At 63.8% G+C, this 23,929-nt stretch carries 27 protein-coding genes; 18 read left to right on the top strand and 9 right to left on the bottom strand.

The window, feature by feature from the left end; all coding sequences use genetic code 11:
* Window positions 1-21: 21 nt before the first annotated feature.
* From ACT9T4_RS04880 to ACT9T4_RS04855, 6 genes are read left to right on the top strand one after another with little or no spacing between them, the layout of a single operon-like run.
* Window positions 22-897, top strand: coding sequence for an ABC transporter substrate-binding protein (locus tag ACT9T4_RS04880; protein ID WP_499115787.1), 876 nt, complete (start codon window positions 22-24; stop codon window positions 895-897).
* A complete protein-coding gene (locus ACT9T4_RS04875; RefSeq protein ID WP_042556496.1) occupies window positions 894-1,883 on the top strand; it encodes a FecCD family ABC transporter permease in 990 nt (329 codons plus the stop codon). Before ACT9T4_RS04880 ends, ACT9T4_RS04875 begins: the two co-directional genes overlap by 4 nt.
* Window positions 1,876-2,907: a FecCD family ABC transporter permease gene (locus ACT9T4_RS04870; protein WP_499115785.1), complete on the top strand. Its 1,032-nt coding sequence runs from the start codon at window positions 1,876-1,878 to the stop codon at window positions 2,905-2,907. The genes ACT9T4_RS04875 and ACT9T4_RS04870 overlap by 8 nt, the downstream gene beginning before the upstream one ends.
* 12 nt (window positions 2,908-2,919) lie before the next feature.
* Window positions 2,920-3,711: an ABC transporter ATP-binding protein gene (locus ACT9T4_RS04865; RefSeq protein WP_179538141.1), complete on the top strand. Its 792-nt coding sequence runs from the start codon at window positions 2,920-2,922 to the stop codon at window positions 3,709-3,711.
* Window positions 3,708-4,478 carry an IucA/IucC family C-terminal-domain containing protein gene (locus ACT9T4_RS04860; protein ID WP_499115783.1) on the top strand — a complete coding sequence of 257 codons (771 nt, stop codon included), beginning with the start codon at window positions 3,708-3,710 and terminating at the stop codon, window positions 4,476-4,478. The genes ACT9T4_RS04865 and ACT9T4_RS04860 overlap by 4 nt, the downstream gene beginning before the upstream one ends.
* Window positions 4,475-5,095, top strand: coding sequence for an RraA family protein (locus ACT9T4_RS04855; RefSeq protein WP_499115781.1), 621 nt, complete (start codon window positions 4,475-4,477; stop codon window positions 5,093-5,095). The genes ACT9T4_RS04860 and ACT9T4_RS04855 overlap by 4 nt, the downstream gene beginning before the upstream one ends.
* A 92-nt stretch (window positions 5,096-5,187) precedes the next feature.
* On the opposite strand, the gene ACT9T4_RS04850 is transcribed toward ACT9T4_RS04855, so the two are convergent.
* Window positions 5,188-5,493 carry a hypothetical protein gene (locus ACT9T4_RS04850; protein ID WP_499115779.1) on the bottom strand — a complete coding sequence of 102 codons (306 nt, stop codon included), beginning with the start codon at window positions 5,491-5,493 and terminating at the stop codon, window positions 5,188-5,190.
* On the bottom strand, window positions 5,493-6,275 hold the full coding sequence (locus tag ACT9T4_RS04845) for an MlaA family lipoprotein (protein ID WP_499115777.1): 783 nt from the start codon (window positions 6,273-6,275) through the stop codon (window positions 5,493-5,495). The genes ACT9T4_RS04850 and ACT9T4_RS04845 overlap by 1 nt, the downstream gene beginning before the upstream one ends.
* Before the next feature lie 165 nt (window positions 6,276-6,440).
* Here ACT9T4_RS04845 and ACT9T4_RS04840 point away from each other — a divergent pair, with 165 nt between their 5' ends.
* Window positions 6,441-7,154: a response regulator gene (locus ACT9T4_RS04840; RefSeq protein WP_042556503.1), complete on the top strand. Its 714-nt coding sequence runs from the start codon at window positions 6,441-6,443 to the stop codon at window positions 7,152-7,154.
* Complete coding sequence (locus ACT9T4_RS04835; protein WP_499115775.1) at window positions 7,151-8,497, top strand: ATP-binding protein; 1,347 nt, start codon at window positions 7,151-7,153, stop codon at window positions 8,495-8,497. Before ACT9T4_RS04840 ends, ACT9T4_RS04835 begins: the two co-directional genes overlap by 4 nt.
* A gap of 47 nt (window positions 8,498-8,544) precedes the next feature.
* Here the strand turns inward: ACT9T4_RS04835 and ACT9T4_RS04830 are convergent, their stop codons facing one another.
* From ACT9T4_RS04830 to ACT9T4_RS04815, 4 genes are all read right to left on the bottom strand, one after another.
* On the bottom strand, window positions 8,545-10,284 hold the full coding sequence (locus ACT9T4_RS04830) for a GGDEF domain-containing protein (RefSeq protein WP_499115773.1): 1,740 nt from the start codon (window positions 10,282-10,284) through the stop codon (window positions 8,545-8,547).
* Window positions 10,285-10,442: 158 nt separating this feature from the next.
* On the bottom strand, window positions 10,443-11,630 hold the full coding sequence (locus ACT9T4_RS04825) for an N-acetylmuramoyl-L-alanine amidase (RefSeq protein WP_499115771.1): 1,188 nt from the start codon (window positions 11,628-11,630) through the stop codon (window positions 10,443-10,445).
* Between the two features lie 152 nt (window positions 11,631-11,782).
* On the bottom strand, window positions 11,783-12,058 hold the full coding sequence (locus tag ACT9T4_RS04820) for a hypothetical protein (protein WP_499115769.1): 276 nt from the start codon (window positions 12,056-12,058) through the stop codon (window positions 11,783-11,785).
* On the bottom strand, window positions 12,051-12,212 hold the full coding sequence (locus ACT9T4_RS04815) for a hypothetical protein (RefSeq protein WP_156152807.1): 162 nt from the start codon (window positions 12,210-12,212) through the stop codon (window positions 12,051-12,053). Before ACT9T4_RS04815 ends, ACT9T4_RS04820 begins: the two co-directional genes overlap by 8 nt.
* A gap of 80 nt (window positions 12,213-12,292) precedes the next feature.
* On the opposite strand from ACT9T4_RS04815, the gene ACT9T4_RS04810 reads away from it, so the two are divergent.
* Window positions 12,293-12,643, top strand: a complete 351-nt coding sequence (locus tag ACT9T4_RS04810; RefSeq protein WP_042556507.1) for a helix-turn-helix domain-containing protein — start codon at window positions 12,293-12,295, stop codon at window positions 12,641-12,643.
* Window positions 12,644-12,674: 31 nt separating this feature from the next.
* Here the strand turns inward: ACT9T4_RS04810 and ACT9T4_RS04805 are convergent, their stop codons facing one another.
* Both ACT9T4_RS04805 and ACT9T4_RS04800 read right to left on the bottom strand, forming a co-directional pair.
* Window positions 12,675-12,851, bottom strand: a complete 177-nt coding sequence (locus ACT9T4_RS04805) for a hypothetical protein (RefSeq protein ID WP_156152808.1) — start codon at window positions 12,849-12,851, stop codon at window positions 12,675-12,677.
* A 128-nt stretch (window positions 12,852-12,979) separates the two neighbouring features.
* A complete protein-coding gene (locus ACT9T4_RS04800; RefSeq protein ID WP_499115766.1) occupies window positions 12,980-13,255 on the bottom strand; it encodes a hypothetical protein in 276 nt (91 codons plus the stop codon).
* A gap of 369 nt (window positions 13,256-13,624) precedes the next feature.
* On the opposite strand from ACT9T4_RS04800, the gene ACT9T4_RS04795 reads away from it, so the two are divergent.
* The 3 genes from ACT9T4_RS04795 (at window position 13,625) to xth (ending at window position 15,898) form a co-directional block, all read left to right on the top strand.
* Window positions 13,625-13,951, top strand: coding sequence for a helix-turn-helix domain-containing protein (locus tag ACT9T4_RS04795; RefSeq protein ID WP_042556509.1), 327 nt, complete (start codon window positions 13,625-13,627; stop codon window positions 13,949-13,951).
* 87 nt (window positions 13,952-14,038) lie between these two features.
* A complete protein-coding gene (locus ACT9T4_RS04790) occupies window positions 14,039-15,022 on the top strand; it encodes a 5'-nucleotidase (protein ID WP_042556510.1) in 984 nt (327 codons plus the stop codon).
* A gap of 75 nt (window positions 15,023-15,097) precedes the next feature.
* Complete coding sequence (gene xth / locus ACT9T4_RS04785) at window positions 15,098-15,898, top strand: exodeoxyribonuclease III (protein ID WP_499115764.1); 801 nt, start codon at window positions 15,098-15,100, stop codon at window positions 15,896-15,898.
* Between the two features lie 16 nt (window positions 15,899-15,914).
* Here xth and ACT9T4_RS04780 read toward each other — a convergent pair whose 3' ends face one another.
* A complete protein-coding gene (locus ACT9T4_RS04780; RefSeq protein WP_197077068.1) occupies window positions 15,915-17,147 on the bottom strand; it encodes a two-component system sensor histidine kinase NtrB in 1,233 nt (410 codons plus the stop codon).
* Between the two features lie 322 nt (window positions 17,148-17,469).
* On the opposite strand from ACT9T4_RS04780, the gene ACT9T4_RS04775 reads away from it, so the two are divergent.
* From ACT9T4_RS04775 to ACT9T4_RS04750, 6 genes are all read left to right on the top strand, one after another.
* Window positions 17,470-18,780, top strand: coding sequence for an MmgE/PrpD family protein (locus ACT9T4_RS04775; RefSeq protein WP_499115761.1), 1,311 nt, complete (start codon window positions 17,470-17,472; stop codon window positions 18,778-18,780).
* Window positions 18,781-18,789: 9 nt separating this feature from the next.
* A complete protein-coding gene (locus tag ACT9T4_RS04770; RefSeq protein WP_179538150.1) occupies window positions 18,790-20,139 on the top strand; it encodes an LLM class flavin-dependent oxidoreductase in 1,350 nt (449 codons plus the stop codon).
* A gap of 3 nt (window positions 20,140-20,142) precedes the next feature.
* The gene (locus tag ACT9T4_RS04765; RefSeq protein WP_499115759.1) at window positions 20,143-21,039 is read left to right on the top strand and encodes an ABC transporter substrate-binding protein; all 897 of its coding nucleotides are present in this window, start codon (window positions 20,143-20,145) and stop codon (window positions 21,037-21,039) included.
* Window positions 21,036-21,938: an amino acid ABC transporter permease gene (locus ACT9T4_RS04760; RefSeq protein WP_042556516.1), complete on the top strand. Its 903-nt coding sequence runs from the start codon at window positions 21,036-21,038 to the stop codon at window positions 21,936-21,938. Before ACT9T4_RS04765 ends, ACT9T4_RS04760 begins: the two co-directional genes overlap by 4 nt.
* On the top strand, window positions 21,935-22,696 hold the full coding sequence (locus tag ACT9T4_RS04755; RefSeq protein WP_042556517.1) for an amino acid ABC transporter ATP-binding protein: 762 nt from the start codon (window positions 21,935-21,937) through the stop codon (window positions 22,694-22,696). Before ACT9T4_RS04760 ends, ACT9T4_RS04755 begins: the two co-directional genes overlap by 4 nt.
* 204 nt (window positions 22,697-22,900) lie before the next feature.
* Window positions 22,901-23,656: a hypothetical protein gene (locus ACT9T4_RS04750; protein WP_499115756.1), complete on the top strand. Its 756-nt coding sequence runs from the start codon at window positions 22,901-22,903 to the stop codon at window positions 23,654-23,656.
* Window positions 23,657-23,929: the final 273 nt, after the last annotated feature.

The following is a 23,929-nucleotide window of genomic DNA, read 5'->3' as shown; positions in this document are numbered from 1 at the left end:
TCGTTGTCCAGGCGCACGTTGATGCGCCTGTCCCTGGGAGCTCTCGCTGCAGGTGCAATCCCTCTGGCCAAGGCCGGGCCTGCACCGCAGCGGATCATCACGCTGTTTCAGGGCGCCACCGATACCGCGGTGGCGCTCGGCATTCGGCCGGCTGGCGTAGTCGATTCGTGGAGCGAGAAGCCCATGTATCGCTACCTGCGCCCAGCCCTGGCAGGCGTGCCCCATGTCGGCCTGGAAACCCAGCCGAGTCTGGAGGACATCGCCTTGCTCGCGCCGGATCTGATCGTCGCCTCGCGGTTTCGCCACGAGCGCATCCAGGGGTTGCTCGAGCAGCTGTGCCCGGTGGTGATGCTGGACGAGGTTTTCGAATTTCAGAAGACCCTGCGCGTGATGGGTGTCGCCACCGCGCGCAGGGTCGAGGCGGATGCCCTGCAGGCGAGCTGGGACGCACGCATCGCTGCGCTCGGGGCTCGTCTGCAGGCGCATTTCGGCGAGCGCTGGCCGCTCAGCGTGTCGGTACTGGATGTTCGCGAGGATCACTTGCGCAGCTACCTGCCCGACAGCTTCGCCGGCAGCGTGCTCGGTCAGCTCGGTTTCGTGTGGAACGAGCAGGGCCGCAATGCACAGGGCGTGTCCATCAAGCTCAGCAGTCGGGAAAGCCTGCCGGTGGTGGATGCCGACGCGTTCTTCGTCTTCGGGCGTGCCGACAGTCCGGGCGTACAGCGTCACTACCAGAGCCTGACCGCGCATCCGCTGTGGCAGCGCATGGCGGCGCCCCAGGCAGGGCGGGTCTGGTGGGTGGATGGGGTGGCGTGGATATTCTCCGGCGGCATTCTCGGCGCCAACCGCATGCTCGACGATATCGAACGCACGATTCTGCAGGGCGGCCAGTCATGAGCGGCGCCGTCAAACTCGGCATCGCGCTGCTGATGCTGCTGGCCTGCTGTGCGCTGAGCCTGTCCATCGGCGCCAGCTGGATCGCGCCACGCACGGTGTTCGCCGCGCTGCTGCACGCCGACCCGCTGAACATCGAGCAACTGCTGGTCAGCACCACACGGTTGTCGCGCACGCTGATGGCGGTGGTGGTCGGGGCCAGCCTGGCGGTGGCCGGCGCACTGATGCAGGCCATGACCCGCAACCCGCTGGCGTCGCCGGGGCTGTTCGGCATCAATGCCGGGGCCACTTTTTCGCTGATCCTCTGCCTGTCGCTGTTTTCCATCAGTTCTCCCGAGCAATGGCTGTGGAGCGCCTTCGTCGGTGCGGCGGTGGCCGGGGCGTTGGTGTGGCTGGTGGGCAATAGCGGGCAGGGCGCGCTCAATCCGTTGCGCATGGTGCTCGCCGGTGCGGCGATCACCGCGTTGTTCACCGCCTTCAGCCAGGCACTGCTGGTGATCGACCAGCAGGGTCTGGACACGGTGCTGTTCTGGCTGGCCGGCTCGCTCAGCGAGCGCAGCCTGGAAACCGCTCAGCCGTTGCTGATCTGCGCGCTGCTGGCCTTGCTGGTCGCCTGCCTGCTCGGTGCCCAGGTCAACGTGCTCAACGCCGGTGTACAGATCGCCATCGGCCTGGGCCAGCGTACCGGGCTGATTCGCCTGCAACTGGGCGTGCTGGTGGTGATGCTGGCCGGTAGCGCGGTGGCGCTGGCCGGTAGCATCGGTTTCATCGGCCTGATCGTGCCGCACGTGGTCCGTCGTCTGATCGGCATCGACCACCGGGTGATGCTGCCCGGCTGCGCGCTGCTCGGGGCCACGCTGCTGCTGGTGGCCGACATCCTGGCCCGGGTGGTGATTCTCCCGCAGGAAGTGCCGGTCGGGGTGATGACGGCGCTGTTCGGTGCGCCGTTCTTCATTGCCCTGGCCAGGCGTGGAGGCCGCAATGCTTGACGTGATGACTTTACGCTGGCGAGGGTTCTCGCGTCGCATCGAGCGCAAGGGCTCGTTGCGTCTGCTGCTGGCCGTGCTGTTCAGCGTGGCGGTGATGCTGCTGAGCCTGTGTCTGGGCAAGGTCGCGCTGTCGCCGCAGAGCGTTTTGCAGGCGCTGGCGGGCGAGGGCGGTGCGGCCTTGTCGTTCATCGTCGAGCAATTGCGCCTGCCGCGCCTGCTGCTCGGTGCGTTGATCGGCGGCGCCCTGGCGGTGTCCGGGCTGATCCTTCAGGCCATCGTGCGCAACCCACTGGCGTCGCCGGATCTGCTCGGGCTGTCCAGTGGCGCCAGTGCAGCGGCGGTGCTGTACCTGTCCAGCTTCGCAGCGGTGTGGGGCATGGGCGGCTTGCCGCTGGCAGCGATGCTCGGCGCCGGGGCCGCCGCGCTGGCGGTCTATGCCCTGGCCTGGAAGCAGGGCACGTCACCGCTGCGGCTGGTGCTGATCGGCGTCGGCATCTCGGCGATGCTGGCCGCAGCCACCACCTTCATGCTGGTATTCAGCCCGCTAAGCACCACCTTGTCGGCCTATGTCTGGCTGACCGGCAGCGTGTACGGCGCCGGCTGGCCCGAAGTGCGTGCCCTGGCGACCTGGTTGGCTTGCCTGCTGCCGATCCTGGTGCTGCTGTCGCGCCATGTGGTGGTTCAGCAACTGGACGAAGGGCTGGCGCGCGGCATCGGCGTACGCGTGCAGTGGCTGCGCGCCGCGTTGCTCGCCGTCAGCGTGGCGCTGGCGGGCTCGGCTATCGCCTGGGGCGGGGCCATGGCCTTCGTGGGGCTGATCGCTCCGCACATCGCCCGCCAGCTGATCCCCATCGGCTTCGCCGCCCAGGCCTGCATGGCGGCGTTGGTCGGCGCCAACCTGGTGATGCTCGCCGACCTGGCGGGACGCACCCTGTTTCTGCCGCTGGACCTGCCTGCCGGCATCTTCGTCGCCGTGTTCGGCACCCCCTATTTTCTGTACCTGCTGATCAAACAGCGGCAGTGAGGAATCATCGACATGACCGCGATTGCGAGCCGCAACCTGACCCTGGCGTATCAACGCCAGACCATCATCGATTGCCTGGACCTGGAATTGCCACGCGGCCAGGTCTCGGTGCTGATCGGCAGCAACGGCTGTGGCAAGAGCACGCTGCTCAAGTCCTTTGCGCGGTTGCTAAAGCCCCAGTCGGGGACGGTGATCCTCAATGGCGCCGACATCCAGCGCAAGCCGACCGCCGCCGTGGCCCGGGAGCTGGCGATCCTGCCGCAGATGCCGGTGCCGCCCGAGGGCATCAGCGTGCGCCAGCTGGTCGCTCTGGGGCGTTATCCGTACCAGAGCTGGATGCAGCAATGGTCCGCCGAAGACGAGGCCGTGGTGGCCCGTGCCCTGAACCGCACCGGCCTGGATGAGCTGGCCGAACGTCCGGTGGACGCCTTGTCCGGCGGCCAGCGGCAACGCGCCTGGATCGCCATGACCCTGGCCCAGGAAACCGAGCTGGTGCTGCTCGACGAGCCGACCACCTTTCTCGACCTGGCCCATCAGATCGAAGTGCTCGACCTGCTGCGCGAGCTCAACCGTCAGGAGGGCAAGACCATCGTCATGGTGCTCCACGACCTCAACCTGGCCTGCCGTTACGCCGATCACATGGTCGCCGTGCATCAGCGCACCGCCTATGCTCAGGGCCGCCCGGCGGACATTCTCACCGAGGCGCTGGTCAAGACGGTGTTCGATCTGGATTGCCGGATCATTCCCGACCCGTTCTTCCATACGCCGCTGTGCATCCCCTTTGGCCGGGACATTCCGCGATGAGCTTCAGCGACGCCGAATGGGCCAGCCTGTCAGTCGCGCTGCGACTGCGCCGCGAGGAGGAACGCGACCGTGGACGCAGCCTGCCGGCTGCCGAGTTGCTGGACGAAACCACCTGTATCGCGCTGCTGGATCAGCTCGGGCCGGTGATCCTTTCGCCGTCACGGCGCATCACCGCCTCCCTGCTGGGCAAGCGCCTGTCGTTCCTGCTCACCGGCGCCTGTCTGTACGCCATGTCGGCTTACGACAAGGGCCTGCAACTGTCGCTGGCCAACACCTTCATCGAGTATGGCCACGACGACGGTGTGTGGACGTCGTCGCTGCCGCTGCACAGCCTGGCGGTCAGCCGGCCCGAGCCGGGCGCTCGTGATGACTGGCGCGAGGCCGTGGCCACGCAGCTGTTCGCCGGGCTGCTGCAGCCCCTGTGGGATACCTTCTACGGCGTCACGGGCGTATCGCGGCGCATCCTCTGGGAAAACACTGCGGTGCGGGTGTACTCACTGTACGAGCGGCGCCTGGCCAAGCTCGACTGCGCCGAAACCGGCCGGCGCTGTGTCGAGGACTTTCACTGGCTGACGGCGCAGGCGCCGGGCAGCGTGTTCGGCCTCGACTACAACCCGCTCAAACACTTCAACCGGCCGCTGACGCTGGTCGACGACGGCGCGCGCGCCGTGCGCTTTCGCAGGACCTGCTGTTTCTACTACCAGGCCAGCGATCCGGTGGAGTATTGCTCGACCTGCCCATTGATCCGCCCGAGGGCCGCCAGATGACGTTCGCAGCATCAGCCAACAGCATTCCCGTTGCACTGCTCGATGCCTACCGAGGCATCGCCGCGTCGACCATCGGCCACTTTCTGCGTGAGGGCCACATTCACGGCCTGCCACCGCTGGTGGGCGACGTGCACGTCGTTGGCCGTGTCACCACCGTGCAGATCCACGCGCCAGATGGCAGCGTGCTGCGCGACGCCCTGATCGCCAGCCAGCCCGGTGATGTGCTGGTGGTCGCCAACCAGGGCGAGCAGGGCTGCGCCTGCTGGGGGGAACTGCGTACCATCGCCGCGCGCATCAAGGGCCTGGCCGCCGTGGTGATCGACGGCCCGGTGACCGACGTGCGCGCCCTGCGAGCGCTTGGCCTGCCGATCTTCTGCAGCGGCGTCAGTGCCTACACCACTCGCTCCCTCGGTGAGCACGGCGCGGTGAACGTACCGGTGACCATCCGCGGCGTCGATGTGCACCCCGGCAATTTGCTGGTGGCCGACGACGATGGCATCTACGTGCTCGCGGCCGAACAGGCCGCGGACTTGCTGGAACGCCTGCAGAACAAGGAAGCCGCCGATGCCGCACGGCGCGCCGAGTTGCAGGCGCGGCTAGACCAGGTGGTGGGCTGAAGCCCACCCTACACGCGTCCCGAATGGGGATCGCGTCAGCTACGCGCCCCGATCCGCCCTACGGCGGGAGAGGGGCACAGGTAGGGTGGGCTTCAGCCCACCGAGCCCACGACAAGCTGGCAGGACGACGGCTGGACAACGCTCTTTTTGTCCACCACGGCGGTCTCGGGCCCGTGCCCCTGGCTGATCATCCAGCGCAGCAGGCTGACCAGGGGCACCTTGTGGTCGCGTGTGGCACCCCAGATGGACTGGTCTTCGCAATACAGCTCGGTATAGCGGCTGAGCACCAGGTGGCGGCCATCGGCGTCGAGGCGCAGCTCGAGTTCGCGGCAGTGCAGCGACGCCTGGTCCGGCGTTCTTATTCGTCGATGCAGAAGCAGCACGTCGTCGTTGTTCATCATTGCACCCCATTGTCGCAGCCATGAGCCAGGTCCAGCTCGGCACCGAGTTTCCCTTCGCTCACGAAGTGCGCCCGGCGCTCGGCCACGGCGTTACGCAGCGCCACGTAATAGTCGGGCTCCTTTCTCAGCTCGTCGGTCAGCGGCAGGGCCTCCGCGCGGCCATCGACGATGCCGCCGACGGTATCCACCGTGCTGAGGGTTTGCACCGTATCGCTGTTGCTGCCGAACGGCGACACCGCGAAGCTCAGCACCTTGCCCGTGGCGTCGCGCAGGTTGCCGGTGCCCAGCAGTGGCAGTTCGACGATGGGGCCGTTGGCGATATTCCATACACCGAAGGTCTGGCCGAAGTCGGCGTCGTGGCGCTCCATGCCCAGCCGCCCGGACACATCCACCAGACCAACGATGCCCACCGTGGTGTTGAGCGCGAAACGGCCCACCGTGGTCACCGAGCGCCGACCGTTGCCCTGCAGGAGGTCGTTGATGAACACCTTGGGCTCGCCGAAGTTGGCCACGAAGTTGTGCACGCCGCTCTGCACGAAACCGGGCAGGTGCCGATAGCCGCGGGCGACCGGTGACAGCACGTAGTCGTCCACCGTCCTGTTGAAGGCGAAGATGCCGCGGTTGACCGGCTCGGCAGGGTCGCGAGGTTCGTAGGTGGCCGCCTGGCAGGCGGCACCGCTGCTGGCGGGTGGCGAGCTCGCGCAGCCACCTGCAAGCGCTACGGCAGCGGCGAGCGAAAGGGAGCGGACGAAGGGGGTAACGACAGTGATGGTCGGCATGCTGAAACCTCGATGGGGACTGCACCCATGCTGCCTCCGAGGTTTTGCTCGGGAATGTCTCAACTGTTGCGACAGCGCAGCTTTATTGCCGGATTGAAATATATGACGCGCCCGCGCCAATGGTTTTAGATAGCCGCTCCAGAACCTGCCGGCAGAGAGCCTTGCGTGATCCATTTACTGCTTGTCGACGATGACCTCGAAGTCCTCGCCCTGCTGAAGAAATTCCTCGAGCAACACGGCTATTGCGTCGATGTGGCAACCGACGGCGACAGCCTGTGGCAGGCGATGGAGCGGCAGTTGCCGGATCTGGTCATCCTCGACGTCATGCTGCCCGGCGAAAGCGGCCTGGTGCTCTGCCAGCGCCTGCGCAGCCAGCACGCGGTGGCGGTGATCATGCTCACCGCCATGGGCGAACTCAGCGACCGCGTGGTGGGCCTGGAGCTCGGCGCCGACGACTACCTGACCAAGCCCTTCGACGCCCGCGAGCTGCTCGCCCGGGTAAGGGCGGTGCTGCGCCGAACGGGGGAGGTCAAGAGCGTGCTGAACGACAAGCCGCGGCCAACCCTGGAGTTCGCCGGCTGGCAGCTGGACGTCACCCGCCGTGAGCTGCGCTCGCCGGACAAGGTGATGATTCCGCTCTCCGGCGGCGAATTTGAACTGCTTCTGGTGTTCGCCGAACATCCGCGCCGGGTGCTGAGCCGCCAGCAACTGCTCGACATGACCCGTGGCGAAGCCTTCGAGGCCTTCGACCGCAGCATCGACGTGCAGGTCAGCCGCCTGCGCCGCAAGCTGGAGGGCGATGTCAGCGCTTCACCGATGATTCGTACCGTGCGCAACAGCGGCTACCTGTTCACCCCCAGCGTGCTGGTGAAACGATGAAACTGCTGGAAAGGCTCAATCGCCCCAGCGATACCGTGGCCCGCTGGATCGCCCTGACCACCACGGCGGCGATGCTCACCGCATTGTTGTTGACCTGGCTGCTCAGCCAGCTGGCGGGAGTCTGGGCACGGCCACCCCTGCTGCAAACCGGCCTGCTGGAAAGCCTGGCCAGCATCAGCCGCATCATCGACGAAGCGCCACCCGAGCAACGGCCGTCGATTGCCAGGTCCGCCAGTGACGAGGTCTACACCACCACCTGGCTAAGCCGTTTCGACGATGCCGGGGTGCCCGCGCCGGACGACGACGCGGACTTTCGCTCCGGCGAGGACTTTCTGCGCAACCAGTTGCGCAACCCCAGCGCCAGGATCGTCGGTTACGAGCCAGCCGACTGGCCGGCCGATGACCCGCGCGCGGGATACGCCCTGCTGGTCGAGTTGCGTGATGGTTCCTGGGTGAAGTTCTCGGCTTTGACCCGCAACTGGGGCCTCGACGAGCTGCCGCGCAGCCTTGTCATCATCGCGTTGGTCCTGCTTTCGACCATCGTCGTCGCACTGGTCGCCACCCGCCATCTGGCCGCGCCCCTGGAGCGCTTCGCCCGTGGCGCGCGGCGCTTCGGCAGCGACTTTCGCGCGCCGCCGATTGCCGTCGAAGGGCCACAGGAAATCCGCCAGGCCATCGTCGCCTTCAACGCCATGCAGGCCCAGCTGCAGCACTTCATCAACGATCGCACGCAGATGCTCGCCGCCATCTCCCACGACCTGCGTGCGCCGCTGACGCGCATGCGCCTGCGCGGCGAGTTCGTCGAAGACCCCGACCAGCAGGCCAAACTGTTCCGCGATGTGGACGAGATGCAGGCCATGGTCAACAGCGCCCTGGAGTTCTTCCGCGACGACGCCCGCCTTGAACCGGCGACCGCCTTCGACCTCGCCGAACTGCTGCACACCGTGGTCGACGACTACAAGGATGCAGGCCTGGAGGTGCAACTGCGCGGCCCGAGCCGGGTGGTGTACGTGGGTCGCCCGATTGGCATCAAACGCATGCTCACCAACCTGCTGGACAATGCCATCAAGTACGGCCATGAACCGCTCATCGAGCTGGGAGAGGGCGCGCATGCGGTGGAGATCCGCGTGCTGGACCGCGGGCCGGGCATCGCCGAAGAGCATCAGGAGGAGGTCTTCAAACCCTTCTTCCGCATCGAAGGCTCGCGCAACAAACACACCGGTGGCGTTGGCCTGGGCCTGTCGGCCGCCCGTGCCACGGTACTCGAGCACGGCGGCAGCCTGACGCTGCGCAACCGCAAGCAGGGCGGCCTGGAAGTGCGAGTGGTGCTGCCGTTCGCCTGACGCCGGCTTACCTGCACGGCCGAAGCGCAAGGGGCATGGCGATCGACCTAGATGGCCAGCTCGCTGCGGTTGCGGCCATTGCGTTTGGCTTTGTAGAGCGCCTCGTCGGCCAGGGCGCGCAGCGTCTCGACATCATCGTCCTCAGCCTGGCTCGCCAGCGCGACACCGAAACTCGCCGTCACGGCGATGGGGTGATCCAGGCCGAGATCGAACGGCGCTTCGCTGATGGCACCGCGTATGCGCTCGGCGAAGTGCAGGGCAGCCTCGGCGCTCGATAGCCACAACTGGATGGCGAACTCTTCACCACCAATTCTGGCGATGCGCTCCTCTCCACGGATCTGCGCCTGGCAGCGCGCGGCGATGAGCTGCAGGAGCCTGTCTCCAGCCGGGTGCCCATAGGTGTCGTTGACGCGCTTGAAGTGGTCGATATCGAACAGGATGATCGCGCGTTGGCGGCTGTCGTCCTGTGCGGGCGCCTGGAACAAGCGGTCGAAGGCGCGGCGATTCGGTAGCCCGGTAAGGTGATCGGTTTCCGCGTTGGCCTTCAGTTCGGCGATCAGTTCATCACGTTCACGACGCACCACGTGGGCCTGCCGCAACTGACGCTCGAGCTCCTGCAGGGTCTCGAACACGCTGTAGCCATCGTCCGCCGAGACCGGGAGCGCCGTGCTGTGCGAATCGATGAGCGTCATGATCCTGTGCGTACCCAGCAGCAGCGGTTTGATTACCCGCCGCCTGAGCCACAGATAGCCGGCAGCCAGTAGCAGCAGGAGCGCGAATCCCGAGCCGGCAACCAGCAGCAGGTGGGTCATCGATGTTCGAGTCGTGCGCTGCAGGTCGGTCTTGGTCAGGCGCAAGGTGGTGTCACGCAAGGCGATGATGCTGGCCATGTGCGGCACATAGCGCTCCGCGAATGCGGCCGGGGTTGGTGCCGTGTGCCGGGCCAGGGCATCCATCACGTTACGGTGCAACTCCATTCCTTCACGGTTATACGCCTGTTGCATGCTTGCATAGGCAGTCTTCAACTCGCGTGTGGCCGCGCCACTGAAGTGGTTCGGCAGATTGTTCATGCCGAGGCCGAGCTGCACCTGCAATTGTTCGAGGCGGCCCTCCGTGAGCTGCAACTGGCGAATTTCCGCAGCGTGCAGAGGGCGCTGCTCGGCCAGCGCCGGGGTCAGCTGTGAGCCCCAGCGGCCAGCGACCTCTCTCAGCCGTGCAGCCCAATAGGTGTTGTACAGCGTGGCACCGATCTGCGGGGTGCGGCGAACCATGTCGCGGGCAAACCAATCGACGAGTGGGAACATCCGCTCCGTTGCCGCGATCATGGCCGAGACGGCCTCCGCGAGGCTCGCCGGGTCGCGCTGCCCGACCGGCTGCGACAGCAGACTGTCGACGCGTCCGCGCGCGCGCTCCAGGGCTTGGCTTATTTCCGCTACGGGGTAGGGCAATGCTTCGCAGGGTAGGCAGCCGGAAATCGCCACCTCGAGAGAGCCGAGCCGCTCGTCGCTCAGGGTTCGGGCACGCTGCAGTCGCTGCGGATCTCCACCGAGGCCGCCGAGCATGCCGTTGGTAGGCCCTCGCTCGGCGGATATGGCTTCCATGGTGCGCAATGCTTCTTCGAATACGCTCAGTTGCGTAAGGGTTTTTGCCTGTGCCCGGTAGGTGCGATAGAAGTCGGTAACGATCAGCGTAAAACTCAGCACAATGCCCAGGCTGACAACCACCAGCGTAGTATTGATCCACTTGTCCAGGCGTGTGGCGACGTGCAGCGGTCCGCCTGCCAGCATAGGTCACTTCCCATTCAATGCGCGTGATTCGATCGTGCGTTGGATTCCTCAGTATAGTGGCGCATGGCTATTTATCGATACCAGCCGAATGCCTCCCATGTTCGGGATGCACGCGGCTGGCCACTTGCCTTGGGGGACTGATGCCTAGCTGACAGCGCTCAGCTGACGGACCTTTCTTTCTGGCTGGCGAGGAAGGTGCCCACCGGAGGGCGAGCTGCGAAGTGTTTCTGCACGCCGTTGCAAATGGCGTCGGCGACGCGCTTCTGGTGGAGAGGGTCGCAGAGCTTGCGGCAATCGGCGGGGTTCGAGATGAAGCCGGTTTCCACCAGGATCGAGGGAATGTCCGGCGACTTCAGAACGGCAAAACCTGCCTGTTCGACGCGTTTCTGATGGACGCCGGCAACCTTGCCGACATCATCGAGAATGGTCTTGCCCAGATCCAGGCTGGTGGTGATGGTGGACGTCAGTGACATGTCCAGCAGTACCCCGGCCAGCACCGGGTCCTTGTTCTTGAGCGAAAGCAGATCCCTGGCGCCGAGCAGGTCCGCGCTGTTTTCACGCTCGGCCATCCAGCGTGCGGTGGTCGAGGTGGCGCCATTTTCCGACAGGGCGAATACCGAGGCTCCCGATGCGCTCTTGCGGGGCGCGGCGTCGGCATGCACGGAAATGAAGATGTCGGCGTTGTGGCGGCGCGCGACTTCTACCCGTTTTCGCAACGGAACGAATACATCCTGGTTGCGCACGAGTTGCGCCTTGAAGCCACGCTGGCGGTTGAGCTTCTGCGCGAGCAGCCTGGCGATGGCAAGGGCCACGACCTTTTCCTGCTCGCCCTGGCTGCCCAGGGCGCCAGGGTCCTTGCCACCGTGCCCGGCGTCGATCACCACTACCACGTCCCGCAGCGAGCGATTGTCGGCGGGCTGCTGCTCGGCGACTCTGTGCGTGACGGGGGCGTTGCCGTGCAGGTCCACGACCAGCCGGTGGCCCTCACTGCCGGCTGGGCCCAGGAGGAAGCTTTCCACCCGGGCAGGCTGCTTCAGATCGAGCACGATGCGCGTGCCAGCCGACTGAGCGCCGCTGCGAATGGCGCTGACCACCCGGCTGCCGACGGACAGCTCGTCGAGGCTGGTGAGAATGCCCGTATCGGTGAGATCCACGACCAGTCGCTCCGGGGCCTTCAGGGAGAAAATCTGGTATTTGGCCGGGCCGCTCAATTCGAATACCAGCCTCAGTTTCTCTCCATCGTCCCATGCGCGAGCGTGGAGGATTTTCTGCGAGGCGGATGCGGCCAAGGCCCAGGGGAGGGTGATACCGGCCAGGGCGAAGTGCAGTAGTTGACGTCTATGCATGATCATTCGCTTCCGAGCTAACGTAACTTGAAATGTTATGTTATTGCATTATCGCTCGGTATGTAAGGTGCTCCGATCAGACTCCTGTACCGTTCTCGCGGGCCTGGGGTACCGCGTGCCGATACCCCTGCCAGCGACGCCCACTGGGCCATTCAGGCACCGTCGTGGCCATCTCGCGCTTCACGCAGCGCCTGGCGATAGAGGGCGACCAGTTCCTCGACCAGGTCCTTGCCGAACAGATAAGCCACGCGTATCTCGAGGCTGTCGGTGCGTTCGTTCTTCTTGCCGAGCAGCTCGTTGAACAGACAGAGCAGCAGGTCCGCGCGTTGCTCGGCTTCGCTCTGGGCATCGAGTGATTGGCTGCCGGGCCTGGGAGTGGGGCGTTTTCGGCCGGGGAAGGGGGGGATGGGAGGGCGCGAATCAGTCATGACATCCCTCCCAAGTGATCGATTCTTCGTCGAACAAAAGAGGTTGGGCGAGATGATCGGCGTGCAGATCGAGGATGGTCACCTCGGCAAAGCCTTTTGCCGAAGTAACGTCGATCCACGCCCTTGCTTGTGCTGAGGTACGGGTGGCATGCATCATTCGAGTCCATTCAAAAGCATCCAGTAACTAGGAGATTACCATTCAATAGAGTGGTGTCAATAAGGAATTCTATTCAAATGACTGGTATTGGAGTTCGCCTGCGCGAAGAACGTGAGCGACTGGGAATGTCGCAGGTTGTTTTTGGTGAGCTGGGTGGCGTCAAAGCCAATGCACAAGGCAAGTACGAAAACGGTACGCGCTTTCCTGATGCCGCTTACCTTGCTGCTGTTGTAGATGCAGGTGTAGACGTTCTCTATGTCATCACCGGTGAGCACAAACTGGAGCGTGCCGACAGCATCTCGCCTCTTGAGGCCAGGCTTCTAGAGGATTTCAGGCGGCTGGAAAATGATCAGCGCAAGCACACCAGCACCATGGTCCATGCACTGGCCGAGATGGCGGGTCGCTACGACACCAGCGGGCCTGAGTAACTAGCGCGCGTAGAAGCTTCAGGCCAGCGGCCTAGGGCTTTGCCTCGCGCTCGGTAAGCTCGACCACCTTGGCAGCCGCATCCAGCTCACTGGTGAACATGAACGCCTCGCCATTATCGGCAACGACCTGGAACAGGGTGTCTCGATCGGGGTGGCGGTATTCAGCCGGGATATCGTCACCCTGTAGCTGTTTGAGGATTGCGGACATAGGGTTGCCTTTCTGAACGTGAGCCGTTCCGGTTCTGACGCCCGCGAGCCGGTGAAGTGCCTGCTGGATTTCCGTGCGTAACCCGGGCTCAGGTGCCAGCTCGCAGGCCTCTGGTAGAGCAGGGCGGTTCACTCGGGGTCGTCATCTCCCCGTGCTTCACTCAGCGCCTGGCGGTAGAGCACCACCATCTCATCGAGCAGGTCCTTGCCGAACAACGATGCCGCGAGCACCTGCAGCCCTTCCGGATACTCGCCTTTCTTGCTGATCAGTTCGTCGAACAGATCGGTCAGCATGCCTGCACGCAGCTCGGCATCGCCCTGGGCATCGCGAGGTGGGACGTAGTTCTTGGGGATAGGGCTGTGCCGCCGGGGGAATCGAACAACGCGGCTGCGTGGCTCAGTCATGGCGCACCTCCTGTGCGGAGGTGGTAAGGCCGGTTTCGCGGGCAAAGGGGTGCCCTGTTGTACACGCTGAATAGTGCATTTCCTTATGCTCCTCGAACATCTCGAAACGCCGTCATTGCGGTGATGACGGATCCTGCCGGCTGCGCTCAACGCTTGAGCGCCATAGGTTTACATGCCTGGTTGCCTAGTTTTCAGCCCCCCCTTTCCGGAACGGCCAATTGTGGCCTCGAACCCTTGCCCGGTAAGGCAGGCGTCGGCATAGTGGTGTGGATTCGTGCCATTGCATGTGGTGATGAGCGGTAAGCATGGTCCATTAAAATGGACCAGTCAAATTTACGGGTTCAATAAGTTGACAATTGGTGCTTTGATTTGACAATTGGAATTCGTCTCAAGGAAGAACGCTCGCGCCTGGGTCTCAACCAGACCGATATGGGGGCTGTCGGCGGCGTGGGCAAAACCACTCAGATCAACTACGAAAAAGGCGCCGGCGCCCCGGACGCCTTCTACCTGGCCGCCGTGGAGCGCCTGGGCGTGGATGTGTTGTACGTGGTGACCGGCGAGCGCCGGCCCGCGGCCGCGAACAGCATCAGCGGCGCCGAGCAGGACCTGCTCGAACACTTCCGCAAACTGCCGGAAGGCGAGCAGGGCTACACCACCACGATGCTGGCGGCACTGGCGCAGAGGGTTGGGCGCTAGGAAAGCGCTCTGCAGGGCGTTTCCTCATGGGCTCTTGGCGGCTCATCGCTATTGCTCCCGGATTCATTTGTGCTTCAGGAGTGCAACGTGCCTTATGAATTAGATGGCCGCCTGGTAATCGGCGTCGCTTCCAGTGCTGTCTTCGACCTGCAGGAGTCGGACTCGGTATTCCAGAGCCAGGGTGAAGAGAATTACCGGAAATTCCAGGAGCTGAATCTGGATAACCCGTTGCCCAAAGGCATTGCCTACCCCTTCATCAAGCGGTTGTTATCGCTCAATGACCTCAGCGCCGATCCGGCCGACCCCCTGGTAGAGGTGGTGTTGCTCTCGAAGAACGACCCGGACACTGGGTTACGCGTGATGAAGACCATCGAGCACTACGGGTTGCCGATGACCCGAGCCATTTTCATGCAGGGCAAGTCACCCTATGAATACATTCCTGCTCTGAACATCGCGCTGTTTCTGTCGGGTGACAAAACCGATGTCGAGTCGGCAATCAAGGCCGGTTACCCAGCGGGGCAGATGCTCGAGTCCAGGTTCGACGATGACGAGACCGACCAAAGCCTGCGTATTGCGTTCGACTTCGATGGCGTGCTGGCAGGTGATGAAGCCGAGGCGGTCATGCAGTCAGCGGGTTTGACCGAGTTTCACGCTCACGAAGTCAAGAACGTGATGCAGCCCCATCACCCAGGGCCATTGAAAGAGTTCATGGTCAGGATCTCGAAGATCCAGTCAGTAGAAGAGCAACACAAGAAGCTCAATCCTGGCTATGAGAACCGGATTCGCGTCTCGATCGTCACTGCCCGGAATGCACCCTCCCACGAGCGTGCGATGACCACCCTGAAAAGCTGGGGCGTGATGGCGAACGACGCATTCTTCCTCGGCGGAATCGAGAAGGGACGAGTGCTCGCGGTGTTGAAACCGCACATATTCTTCGACGATCAGCCAGGGCATCTCAAGTCAGCGAGTGCGGTCGCTCCCTCGGTGCATGTGCCCTTCGGTATTACCAATCAGGCCGTCATCGAGCCGCCACCTCCGGTTGATTCGGACCTCGCCGAAAACGCCCGCTGACACCCGGATCATTCTTCCTGACTGAACCCTGCCGCAACGGGTCATACGTCTACGACGAATGATCAGGACGACACGATGAAGCGCCTGCGGATCGCCACCTTCAATATCAATGGCCTCAACGCGCGGTTTCCGAACCTGCTGGCCTGGCTGGCGCGCGAGGCGCCGGATGTCGTCTGTCTGCAGGAACTGAAGACGCCTGACAAATCGTTTCCGGCCAAGGACATCGAGGCGGCGGGGTATGGCGTGGTGTATCAGGGGCAAACTGCCTGGAATGGCGTGGCGATCCTGGCGCGCGATGCGCAGCCCCTGGAAATTCGCAGAGTCTTGCCGGGCGCGGAATGGGACAAGCAGGCTCGCTACATCGAGGCAGCGGCGCATGGTGTGGTGGTGGCCTGCCTGTACCTGCCGAACGGCAATCCACGCCCAGGTCCGAAGTTCGACTACAAGCTCGCCTGGTTCGAGCACCTGATCGAGCATGCCCAGACCCTTCAGGCCCTCGAACACCCGGTGGTGCTCGCCGGCGACTTCAATGTGGTGCCGACCGACGTCGACATCTACAACACCCGCTCATGGTTGAAGGATGCCTTGCTGCAGCCGGAAAGCCGTGAGTGCTACCAGCGGCTGCTGGATCAGGGCTGGGTGGATGCGGTTCGCCATCTTCATCCCCGCGAACAGATCTTCACTTTCTGGGATTACTTCAGGCGCCACTGGCAGACCAATTCGGGGTTGCGCATCGATCATCTGCTGCTCAACCCCGCTCTGGCTCCCTATCTCGAATCTGCCGGAGTGGATACCTGGGTTCGCGGTGAGGAGCACCCGAGCGATCACGCGCCGACCTGGATCGAAATCGGCAGCCGCAAGCGGAGGCGTCGCTAGCCATCCGCTCACGGGCTCAGCCTTCTTCGCTTCCCTTGACCGCCAGGGAGTGCTCGGTGCCATAGCAGGGGAAGTACAGCTTGACGCTGGTGCCCTCGTTCAGCCGACTCTCCACGACCATCTGGCCATTCATGTCGGTGACCAGGCCCTTCACCATCGTCAGCCCCAGGCCTGGGCTCTTGTCAGCCGCCTTGGTCGTGTAGAAGGGGGTGAAGATGTGTTCCAGCACGTGGGGCGCGATGCCGGTGCCGTTGTCGGCAATATCGATCACCACATAGCGACCCGGTCTGAAATTGGCGTTGTGGTGGGGGAAATTGCTGCGGTCGAGGTGTGCATTGGCGGTGCTCAGGGTCAACACGCCGCCCTGAGGCATCGCCTCTCGCGCATTCACCACCAGGTTGAGAATGGCACTTTCGAGGTGCTGCCTGTTGGCCTTGAGAAAGGAGGTGTCCGACGCCAGCTTGAGATCGACGGCGATCTGCTCGCCAACCTCATTGCCGATCAACGCGCTCATGCCGAGCAGAATCTGGTTGGGATCGACTCGCTGGAGCTTTCTGCGGCGTGTGCGTGCGACCAGCAGCAGCTCCTCGGCCATCACCGTGATGCGATCCGTGGCTTCCTTGCACAGCGTGTAGTAGGCGCGCAGTTGCTCGGACCCGCCGCTGAGTATTTCCTTCTCCATCAATGACAGGCTCATCGACAGGCTGGTCAGTTGATTGGTGAAGTCCTTGCCGACGCTGCTGTCGACCTTGCCGGCCAGCTCCATCTTCTGCGCCTGGAACAGCGCGCTTTGCAGGTTGTCTTGCGCTTGCGCCTGTGCAGCGTGCTGACGCAGATCCTGAACGCTGTTCATGAAGCCAAGCATGGCGCCATCGTTGCCAAACAGCGGCACGATATTGGCGAGGATTGGAATCTGGCTGCCGTCACGCCGTTCGACCACCAGTCGCAGGTTGGTAACCGCCTTCTGGGTGAGCAGGACCGCAGCCAGGGGGGACTGGTCGTGGGGGATGTGAACCCCATCTTCGTTGCGCAGACGGTATGCGCCCGAGTACATGACGGGCCCTTTGCTCAGGTCTGGCGATTCGCCCCAGATCTCTGCCGCTTTAGGGTTGTAGGTGACCAGATTGCCAGCGGCGTTACACAGGTAAACGCCCACCGGCAGGAATTCGATGAGCTCGTGACCGAGTTTTCTTACGAGAGGGGCATCCGCTGGTAGCCGTAGACCAGTGGCTTGTGGTGTGTCCGCCATGTTGGCTCCGTTCGGCCATATAGCGCTAGGGTAGTCCCTAAGCACAGCAAATGCGACTGGCACGGCCCTGCAGGATGTGGTCGAGCGCAGCGAGACCCAGGGGCGATCCTGACATGAAATGGCGATGGGATCGAAGGCGCTCGGCATGCCGTGCCGGTTAGTCCGACGCCCTGCCGAGGTTGTGGCTGCGCTTCATTGGTTATGTCTTTTGGCGCTAAGCAAATAGCTTTTGGATATTTGCGGCGCTTTTCACAGGCAAGGAAAATGCCCGGTGGTTAAAAAATCTTGATGTAGGTCAAAGCCTTACTTTTAAAGGTGCCTTTTGAACACTTCCCTTAGCGGCCGGTTGGCCAAGGCGCTTTTCGACATCCATCCAGGTGAACGTGAACGTCAGCATGCCCGTGAAGGGGTGATGGATTACTTTGCCTGCCTGTTGCCTGTGCAGCTCGGCGTGCTTGCCGATTCCGGGCTGGTGCCTGTTCGCGACGTGTTCCCCGCAGCGGGCAGTACGGAGAACCAGGCGCTGCAGCTGGGTTACATGAGCCATGCGCTGGACTTCGACGACTATCACGCGACGTTTCGCGGGCACCCCTCCACGGTGGTGCTCTCCACACTGCTGGCGTTGAGCGGACGCTATCCGGGCCAGGCGTCTGACGATTTTCTCGATGCCTATGTGGTCGGCGTGGAACTGGCCGGCCGCTTGGGCAAGGCCATTGGCACCCGTCATTACGCGGCTGGCTTGCACAGTACCGCGACCCTGGGGGGGATTGCCGCCGCCGGTGCTGCCTGCCGCCTGCTGCGCCTGCCCCTGGAGCAGACCGAGGTCGCCATCGGCCTTGCCGCTACTCAGGCTTCGGGGCTGCGCGCCCAGTTCGGCTCTGCTGCCAAGGCGCTGCATGCCGGCTATGCGGCGCGCAGTGCGGTCAACAGCGTCGAGCTGGCCCGTAGCGGGTTCGCGGCGCAGCGCCAAGGGGTGCTGGAGGCGTTTCTCGCCACGCTCGGGTTCGGCGTGGCCCAGCCGGCTGACCTGCTGGCGGGCTGGGGCGAGCCATGGCGGATCATCGCGCCGGGGCTGGAGTTCAAGCGTTACCCCACCTGCGGCGGCACCCACAGCGCTGCCGAGGCGGCGTTCGTGTTGCGCGAGCGGATCGACACTGAACTGGACGCCGTGCAGCGCATCGAAGTGAGCTTCCCGCCGGGGGCCGATACCGCGCCGAACATCATCGCGCCGGTCAATGGCGTGGAGGCGCGCTTCAGCCTGGAGTACGTGATCGCCGATGCGCTGATCAACGGTGCGGTGTCCCTCGAACGCTACGGCGAGGCAGCGGTCGAGCCGACCATTGCCGCACTGGCTGCGCGGGTGAGCCGCGTGCCGGACCTGAATGCGCCGGCGGACGAGCTCGACCCGGACCTGCGCTTTCACCGGGTCACCCTGTTCATGGCCGATGGGTCTTCCCACAGCCATTGCGTGACCCGCAAGGAGACCGCCGCACTGCCCACCGACGTGCAGGCCAAGCTGCACAAGAATCTTCGATCGCTGCCTGATGAGCGGGTGTTCGCGATCAGTCAGGATCTACGCCTTGCAGACGATGCCGCGTTGCATCGCCTGATCTCACTCGTTGGCTTTCAATAAGGATTGGTTATGTCCGTGCAACAAACGTCGCCCCGTCAGTTACGCCTTGGTCTGTTCGTGCAGGCGTTGGGGCACCACGTGGGTGGCTGGCGTGCCGAGGGCGCAAAAGGTTCGCCCACCGATGTCGAGTGGTTCACCTGGATCGCCAAGACCGCGGAAGCGGGCAAGTTCGACATGTTCTTCGTCGGCGACGCCTTGGCTACCAGCGTGCATCGTCTGCCGTCCACCATGTCGCGCCTCGAACCGCTGACCCTGCTGTCTGCGCTGGCCGTGCAAACCAAGCACATCGGCCTGGCCGCCACGGCCTCCACGACCTTCGATGAGCCGTTCCACCTGGCCCGCGCGCTCTGCTCGGTGGACCACATCAGCCACGGGCGTGGCGCCTGGAACGTGGTCACGTCGTTTTCCCTCGACGCGGCCCGCAATTTCAGCCGCGAAGACCTGCCGTCCCACGCCGACCGCTATGAAATGGCTCGCGAGTTCCTCGATGTGGCCTTCAAGCTGTGGGACGGCTGGGAGGAGGGCGCCATCGTCCGTGAGAAGGACACTGGCCGTTACTCCGACGACAGCAAGATTCACGCGGCCAACCACAAGGGCAAGCACTTCCAGGTGCAGGGCCCGCTGAACATCGCGCGTTCTCCCCAGGGCCGCCCGGTGATCATCGAGGCGGGTTCTTCGCCTGCCGGCCAGCAACTGGCGGCGCAAACCGCCGAGGTGGTGTTCACCGCGGCGTCTTCGCTGGAAGAAGGCCAGGCGTTCTACAAGAGCCAGAAGCAGTTCGTGCGTGACGCCGGTCGCCACGCCGACCACCTGCTGATTCTGCCGGGGGTGATGCCGATTGTCGGGCGCACCCGCGAGCAGGCGCAGGAAGTCTGGAACCAGCTCAATGAGCTGGTGGATATCGACAACGGTATCGAGCAGCTGTCCGCCCGCTTCGGGGTGGACATGACCGCCTATCCGCTCGATGGCCCGGTGCCGGAAATCCCCGCGACCGAAGGCAGCCAGAGCCGCGTCAAGCTGCTCACCGAGCTGGCCGCCCGGGAAAACCTGACCCTGCGCCAACTGGCTGCGGTGGCTGCTGGCTCGCGCGGCCACCGTGTGGTGGTCGGGACCGCGGAAGATATCGCCGATGACTTCCAGCTGTGGCTGGAGCAGGGCGGTGCCGATGGTTTCAACATCATGCCCGCCGTGCTGCCTGACCAGCTGGAACTGTTCGTCGAGCTGGTGATTCCCGAGTTGCAACGCCGCGGCCTGTTCCGCAGCGAATACCAATACAGCACGCTGCGGGAAAACCTCGGCCTGCCCCCCGTTGAAGAAAACTTTGCCGCCGTTGCCCCGCTGGCAACCGAGAAGGAATAAGCCATGAAACGTTCTGCACTGACCGCTGCTGCATTCGCACTGCTGCCACTGTCCGGCGCCTTTGCCGCCGACAAGGGTGTGCCCTTCAACGCTACCGCCAAGCCGGAGGCCGATGCCGCGCTGCACGACAGCCTGCCGGAAGCGATCAAGAAGCGTGGCAGCATCATCGCCGGCACCAACCCGAACACACCGCCGACCACCTTCTACCAGGCCGACAACAAGACCCTGGCCGGGCGTGAAATCGACATCATCAGCGCCGTTGCCGATCGCCTTGGCGTGAAGCTGGAGCTGCGCGATACCGGCGGTTTCGACAACATCATTCCGGGCCTGAAGTCCGGGCGTTACGATGCGGCGATCTCCAATATCGACGCCAATGCCAAGCGTCTCGAACAGGTGGATTTCGTCGGTTACTACAATGCCTCCAAACTGGCGCTGATCGGCCGTAGCGATGCCAACCTGGGGCCGTTCAATACCTTCCCGGAACTGTGTGGGCAGACCGTCGGTGCCGGTGCCGGCACCTCTCAGGTGACCCGTCTGCAGCAAGCCAGCGAAGCCTGCGTGGCCGATGGCAAGCCGGCCATCAACGTGCCGATCTTCCCGGATCGTCCGGCTGGCGTGCAGGCGGTGATCAGCGGCCGTGTGCCGATGTTCTTCGGCCCGTACGAGGGCCTGCGCTACCAGGCCAGCCAGGTGAAGGCGCTGAAGCTGGCAGGTGAGATCACCATCGAGGACACCATCGTTTCCATCGCCCTGGCCAAGGACTCTGCGCTGGGTAAACCGATCCAGGCAGCGGTCAACTCGCTGATCAAGGACGGCACCTACCAGCAGATTCTCGACAAGTGGGAAATCGGCTTCGGTGCGGTCGAGTCCGCTGGCCTCAACGAAGAAAACATCAAATGAGCCCACGGCCTGACGACGACATCGCCGGGCTGCGCATCGTCAAACACCGTCACTGGGGGCGCTGGTTCAGCGCCCTGATCGTCTTGCTGCTGCTGTCGCTGGTGGCCACGTCGATGGTCAACAACCCGCGTTTCGAATGGGACGTGGTGGCGCAGAACCTGACGGAGGAGTCGATCCTCAAGGGCGTGCTGATGACCATCGAGCTGACGGTCATCTCGGTGGTATTCGGCTTTGCCGGCGGTACGCTGCTGGCGTTGATGCGCCTGTCCTCCAATCCGGTGCTGGTCAGTGTCAGCTGGGGTTACACCTGGTTCTTCCGGGCCGTGCCGATGCTGGTGCAGCTGTTCCTCTGGTACAACATCGCCGCGCTCTACCCGCAGTTGTCGCTGAGCCTGCCGTTCGTTGGCGAGGTGTGGAGCGCTGCCACCAACGAGATCATCAGCCCGTTCAGTGCGGCGGTTCTGGCGCTGGTCATTCACCAGTCCGCCTATGCGGCGGAGATCATCCGGGCCGGCATCCAGAGTGTCGGCCAGGGCCAGCTCGAAGCCGCCAAGGCGCTTGGCTATCGCCCAGGGCAGATCTTCCGCCAGACGGTGCTGCCCCAGGCCATGCGCACCATTCTGCCGCCGGCAGGCAACGAGGTGATCGGCCAGCTTAAAACCACCGCGGTGGTGTCGGTGATCGCACTGCAGGACGTGCTCTATTCGGCGCAGATCATCTATCAGCGCACCTATGAAGTGATTCCGCTGCTGCTGGTGGCCACCGCCTGGTACCTGGTGATGACCTCGGTGCTGTCGGTGCTGCAGCATTACGTGGAAGTGTGGTTCAGCCGCGGCAATGGCCCGGCACGCAGCAGCTGGTTGCGCCGCAACAAGGACACGCAGGAGTCCGAAGCATGAGTGAGTCCATCCGCCTGCGGGGCGTGCACAAGCAGTTCTCCGGCAACACCGTGCTGCACGGCATCGACCTGGACATCGCCGCCGGCTCGGTGACGGTGATTCTCGGGCCGTCCGGTTCCGGCAAATCGACCCTGCTGCGCTGCATCAACCACCTGGAAAAGCTCGACGGCGGCACCATCCATGTCGGCGATACCCTGATCGGCTACCAGCGCAAGGGCCAGGCCCTGTACGAGCTGCCGGAAAAGGTCGTGGCCCAGCAGCGCCAGCGTATCGGCATGGTGTTCCAGCAATTCAACCTGTTCCCGCATCGCACCGTGTTGCAGAACATCGTCGACGCCCCGATGCGCATCCTTCGTCAGAAGCGTGCCGAGGTGGAAGCGCGGGCCATGCAACTGCTCGAGCAGGTGGGCCTGGCGCACCGCGCGCACGCCTGGCCGCGCGAGCTGTCCGGCGGCCAGCAGCAGCGTGTGGCCATCGCCCGGGCACTGGCCATGCAGCCTGACGTGATGCTGTTCGACGAACCGACATCCGCCCTCGACCCCGAACTGGTCGGTGAAGTGCTGCAGGCGATGAAGCAACTGGCGCACTCGGGCATCACCATGGTGGTGGTGACCCATGAAATCGGTTTTGCCCGGGAGGTGGCGGACAATATCGTGTTCATGGACAACGGCAAGGTGGTGGAGGGCGGTGACGCCCGTACGCTGCTCGACAACCCTCAACACCCGCGCCTGCGCGAGTTTCTTGCCAGCGTGCTGTGACTGTTGAAAATCCTCGCCGGCTCATCGATCAGGCTATCCGGCGTGGTGGGCGGAGAGGGCAGTGGTGCAGCACATCTGTGCTATTGAGCCCTGTTGGAGCTGCTGATAGTTTTCATGGTTTGTCTTTACCCTGACGCAGCCGAGCGATTCGCGCAGCGAGTGCCAGGCGAAGGGCGTTCATTGCTGCCAGACAAGAGGCGCTTCATGGGTGAAATCAGTTGGCAACGTCGTTCCCTCAAGCGAACGACGCGCGTCGCGGCTGTGATGGTCGTGGCGTGGAGCGGGGCATTCGCGGGTTCATCGGCGGCAAGTGACGCGTCATCGGGTGCCTGCATTGCCGAGGCAGACTTCCGCCAGGGCAGTGTGGTCGAAACGCAGGCGCGGATCAGCAACGCGCCCGACGTGTTGGGTCACAACAAAACCGAAACCTGGGGCCGTCAGTCATTCGCAGATGCCAATCCGCTGGTTCAGGCACAAACGACGCTGATCAATAACGCCCCCGCCTTCACGGGTTACGTCTTCGTTGACCTCGTGGATGGCAAGATCATCCGCTATGGCAGCCAACACGGCAGCGGTGCTTCACTGGTCACTACCTACAACATCCCGCCACCGGCCGTTCCGATCGATCTTCAACCGGGGCAAAGCGTTACGGTCAGCTACCTCAGTAAAACCGTCACGGCCGGCCCGGGCGTAGAGTCCGAGATCACGGAGAAACACACCTACATCGGTCGAGAGACGATCACGACCCCGCTGGGCACCTTCGATACCTGCAAGTTCACCAACGAGATCTCCTCGGGGCCCACGTCCGGCAAGGATGGACGGAATCTGGCCGTCATCGAGAGCTGGTTCGCATCCGAGGGCTCTTATGGTGGCCGACTCCTGAAAACCTTCGTTCCTGCCCAGGGCGGGTTACCGGACGTGACCAACGAAATGGTCAAGATCACCGCCACCTCGCCGTAATCCACGTCAGCGTTGGGCGCTCGACTCGAGCCGTCCAGCGTGTTGCGATTTCCCAGGGCCTGCCTTGGCAGCGCCCCTGGGCAAATCCCGCCATTACCCGCTGACCGCTCGCGGTTACCCCATCCCGCTCAATGAGCGCCAGACCACACAGCCCGTCGCACAGAGGCGCTGCGCTGGCGGATTCGCTTGCTCCGAGGGAGCAGGAATGTTCCTCTGCAGTGCGCACTCCACGGAACCGTAGTCGCGCATCACGGGCCAAGAAGTCCGATTCCC

The organism is Pseudomonas sp. SZ40, from assembly GCF_052958135.1.
Note: the sequence above shows the minus strand (reverse complement) of the source record. Positions and strands in the feature narration are given on the sequence as shown.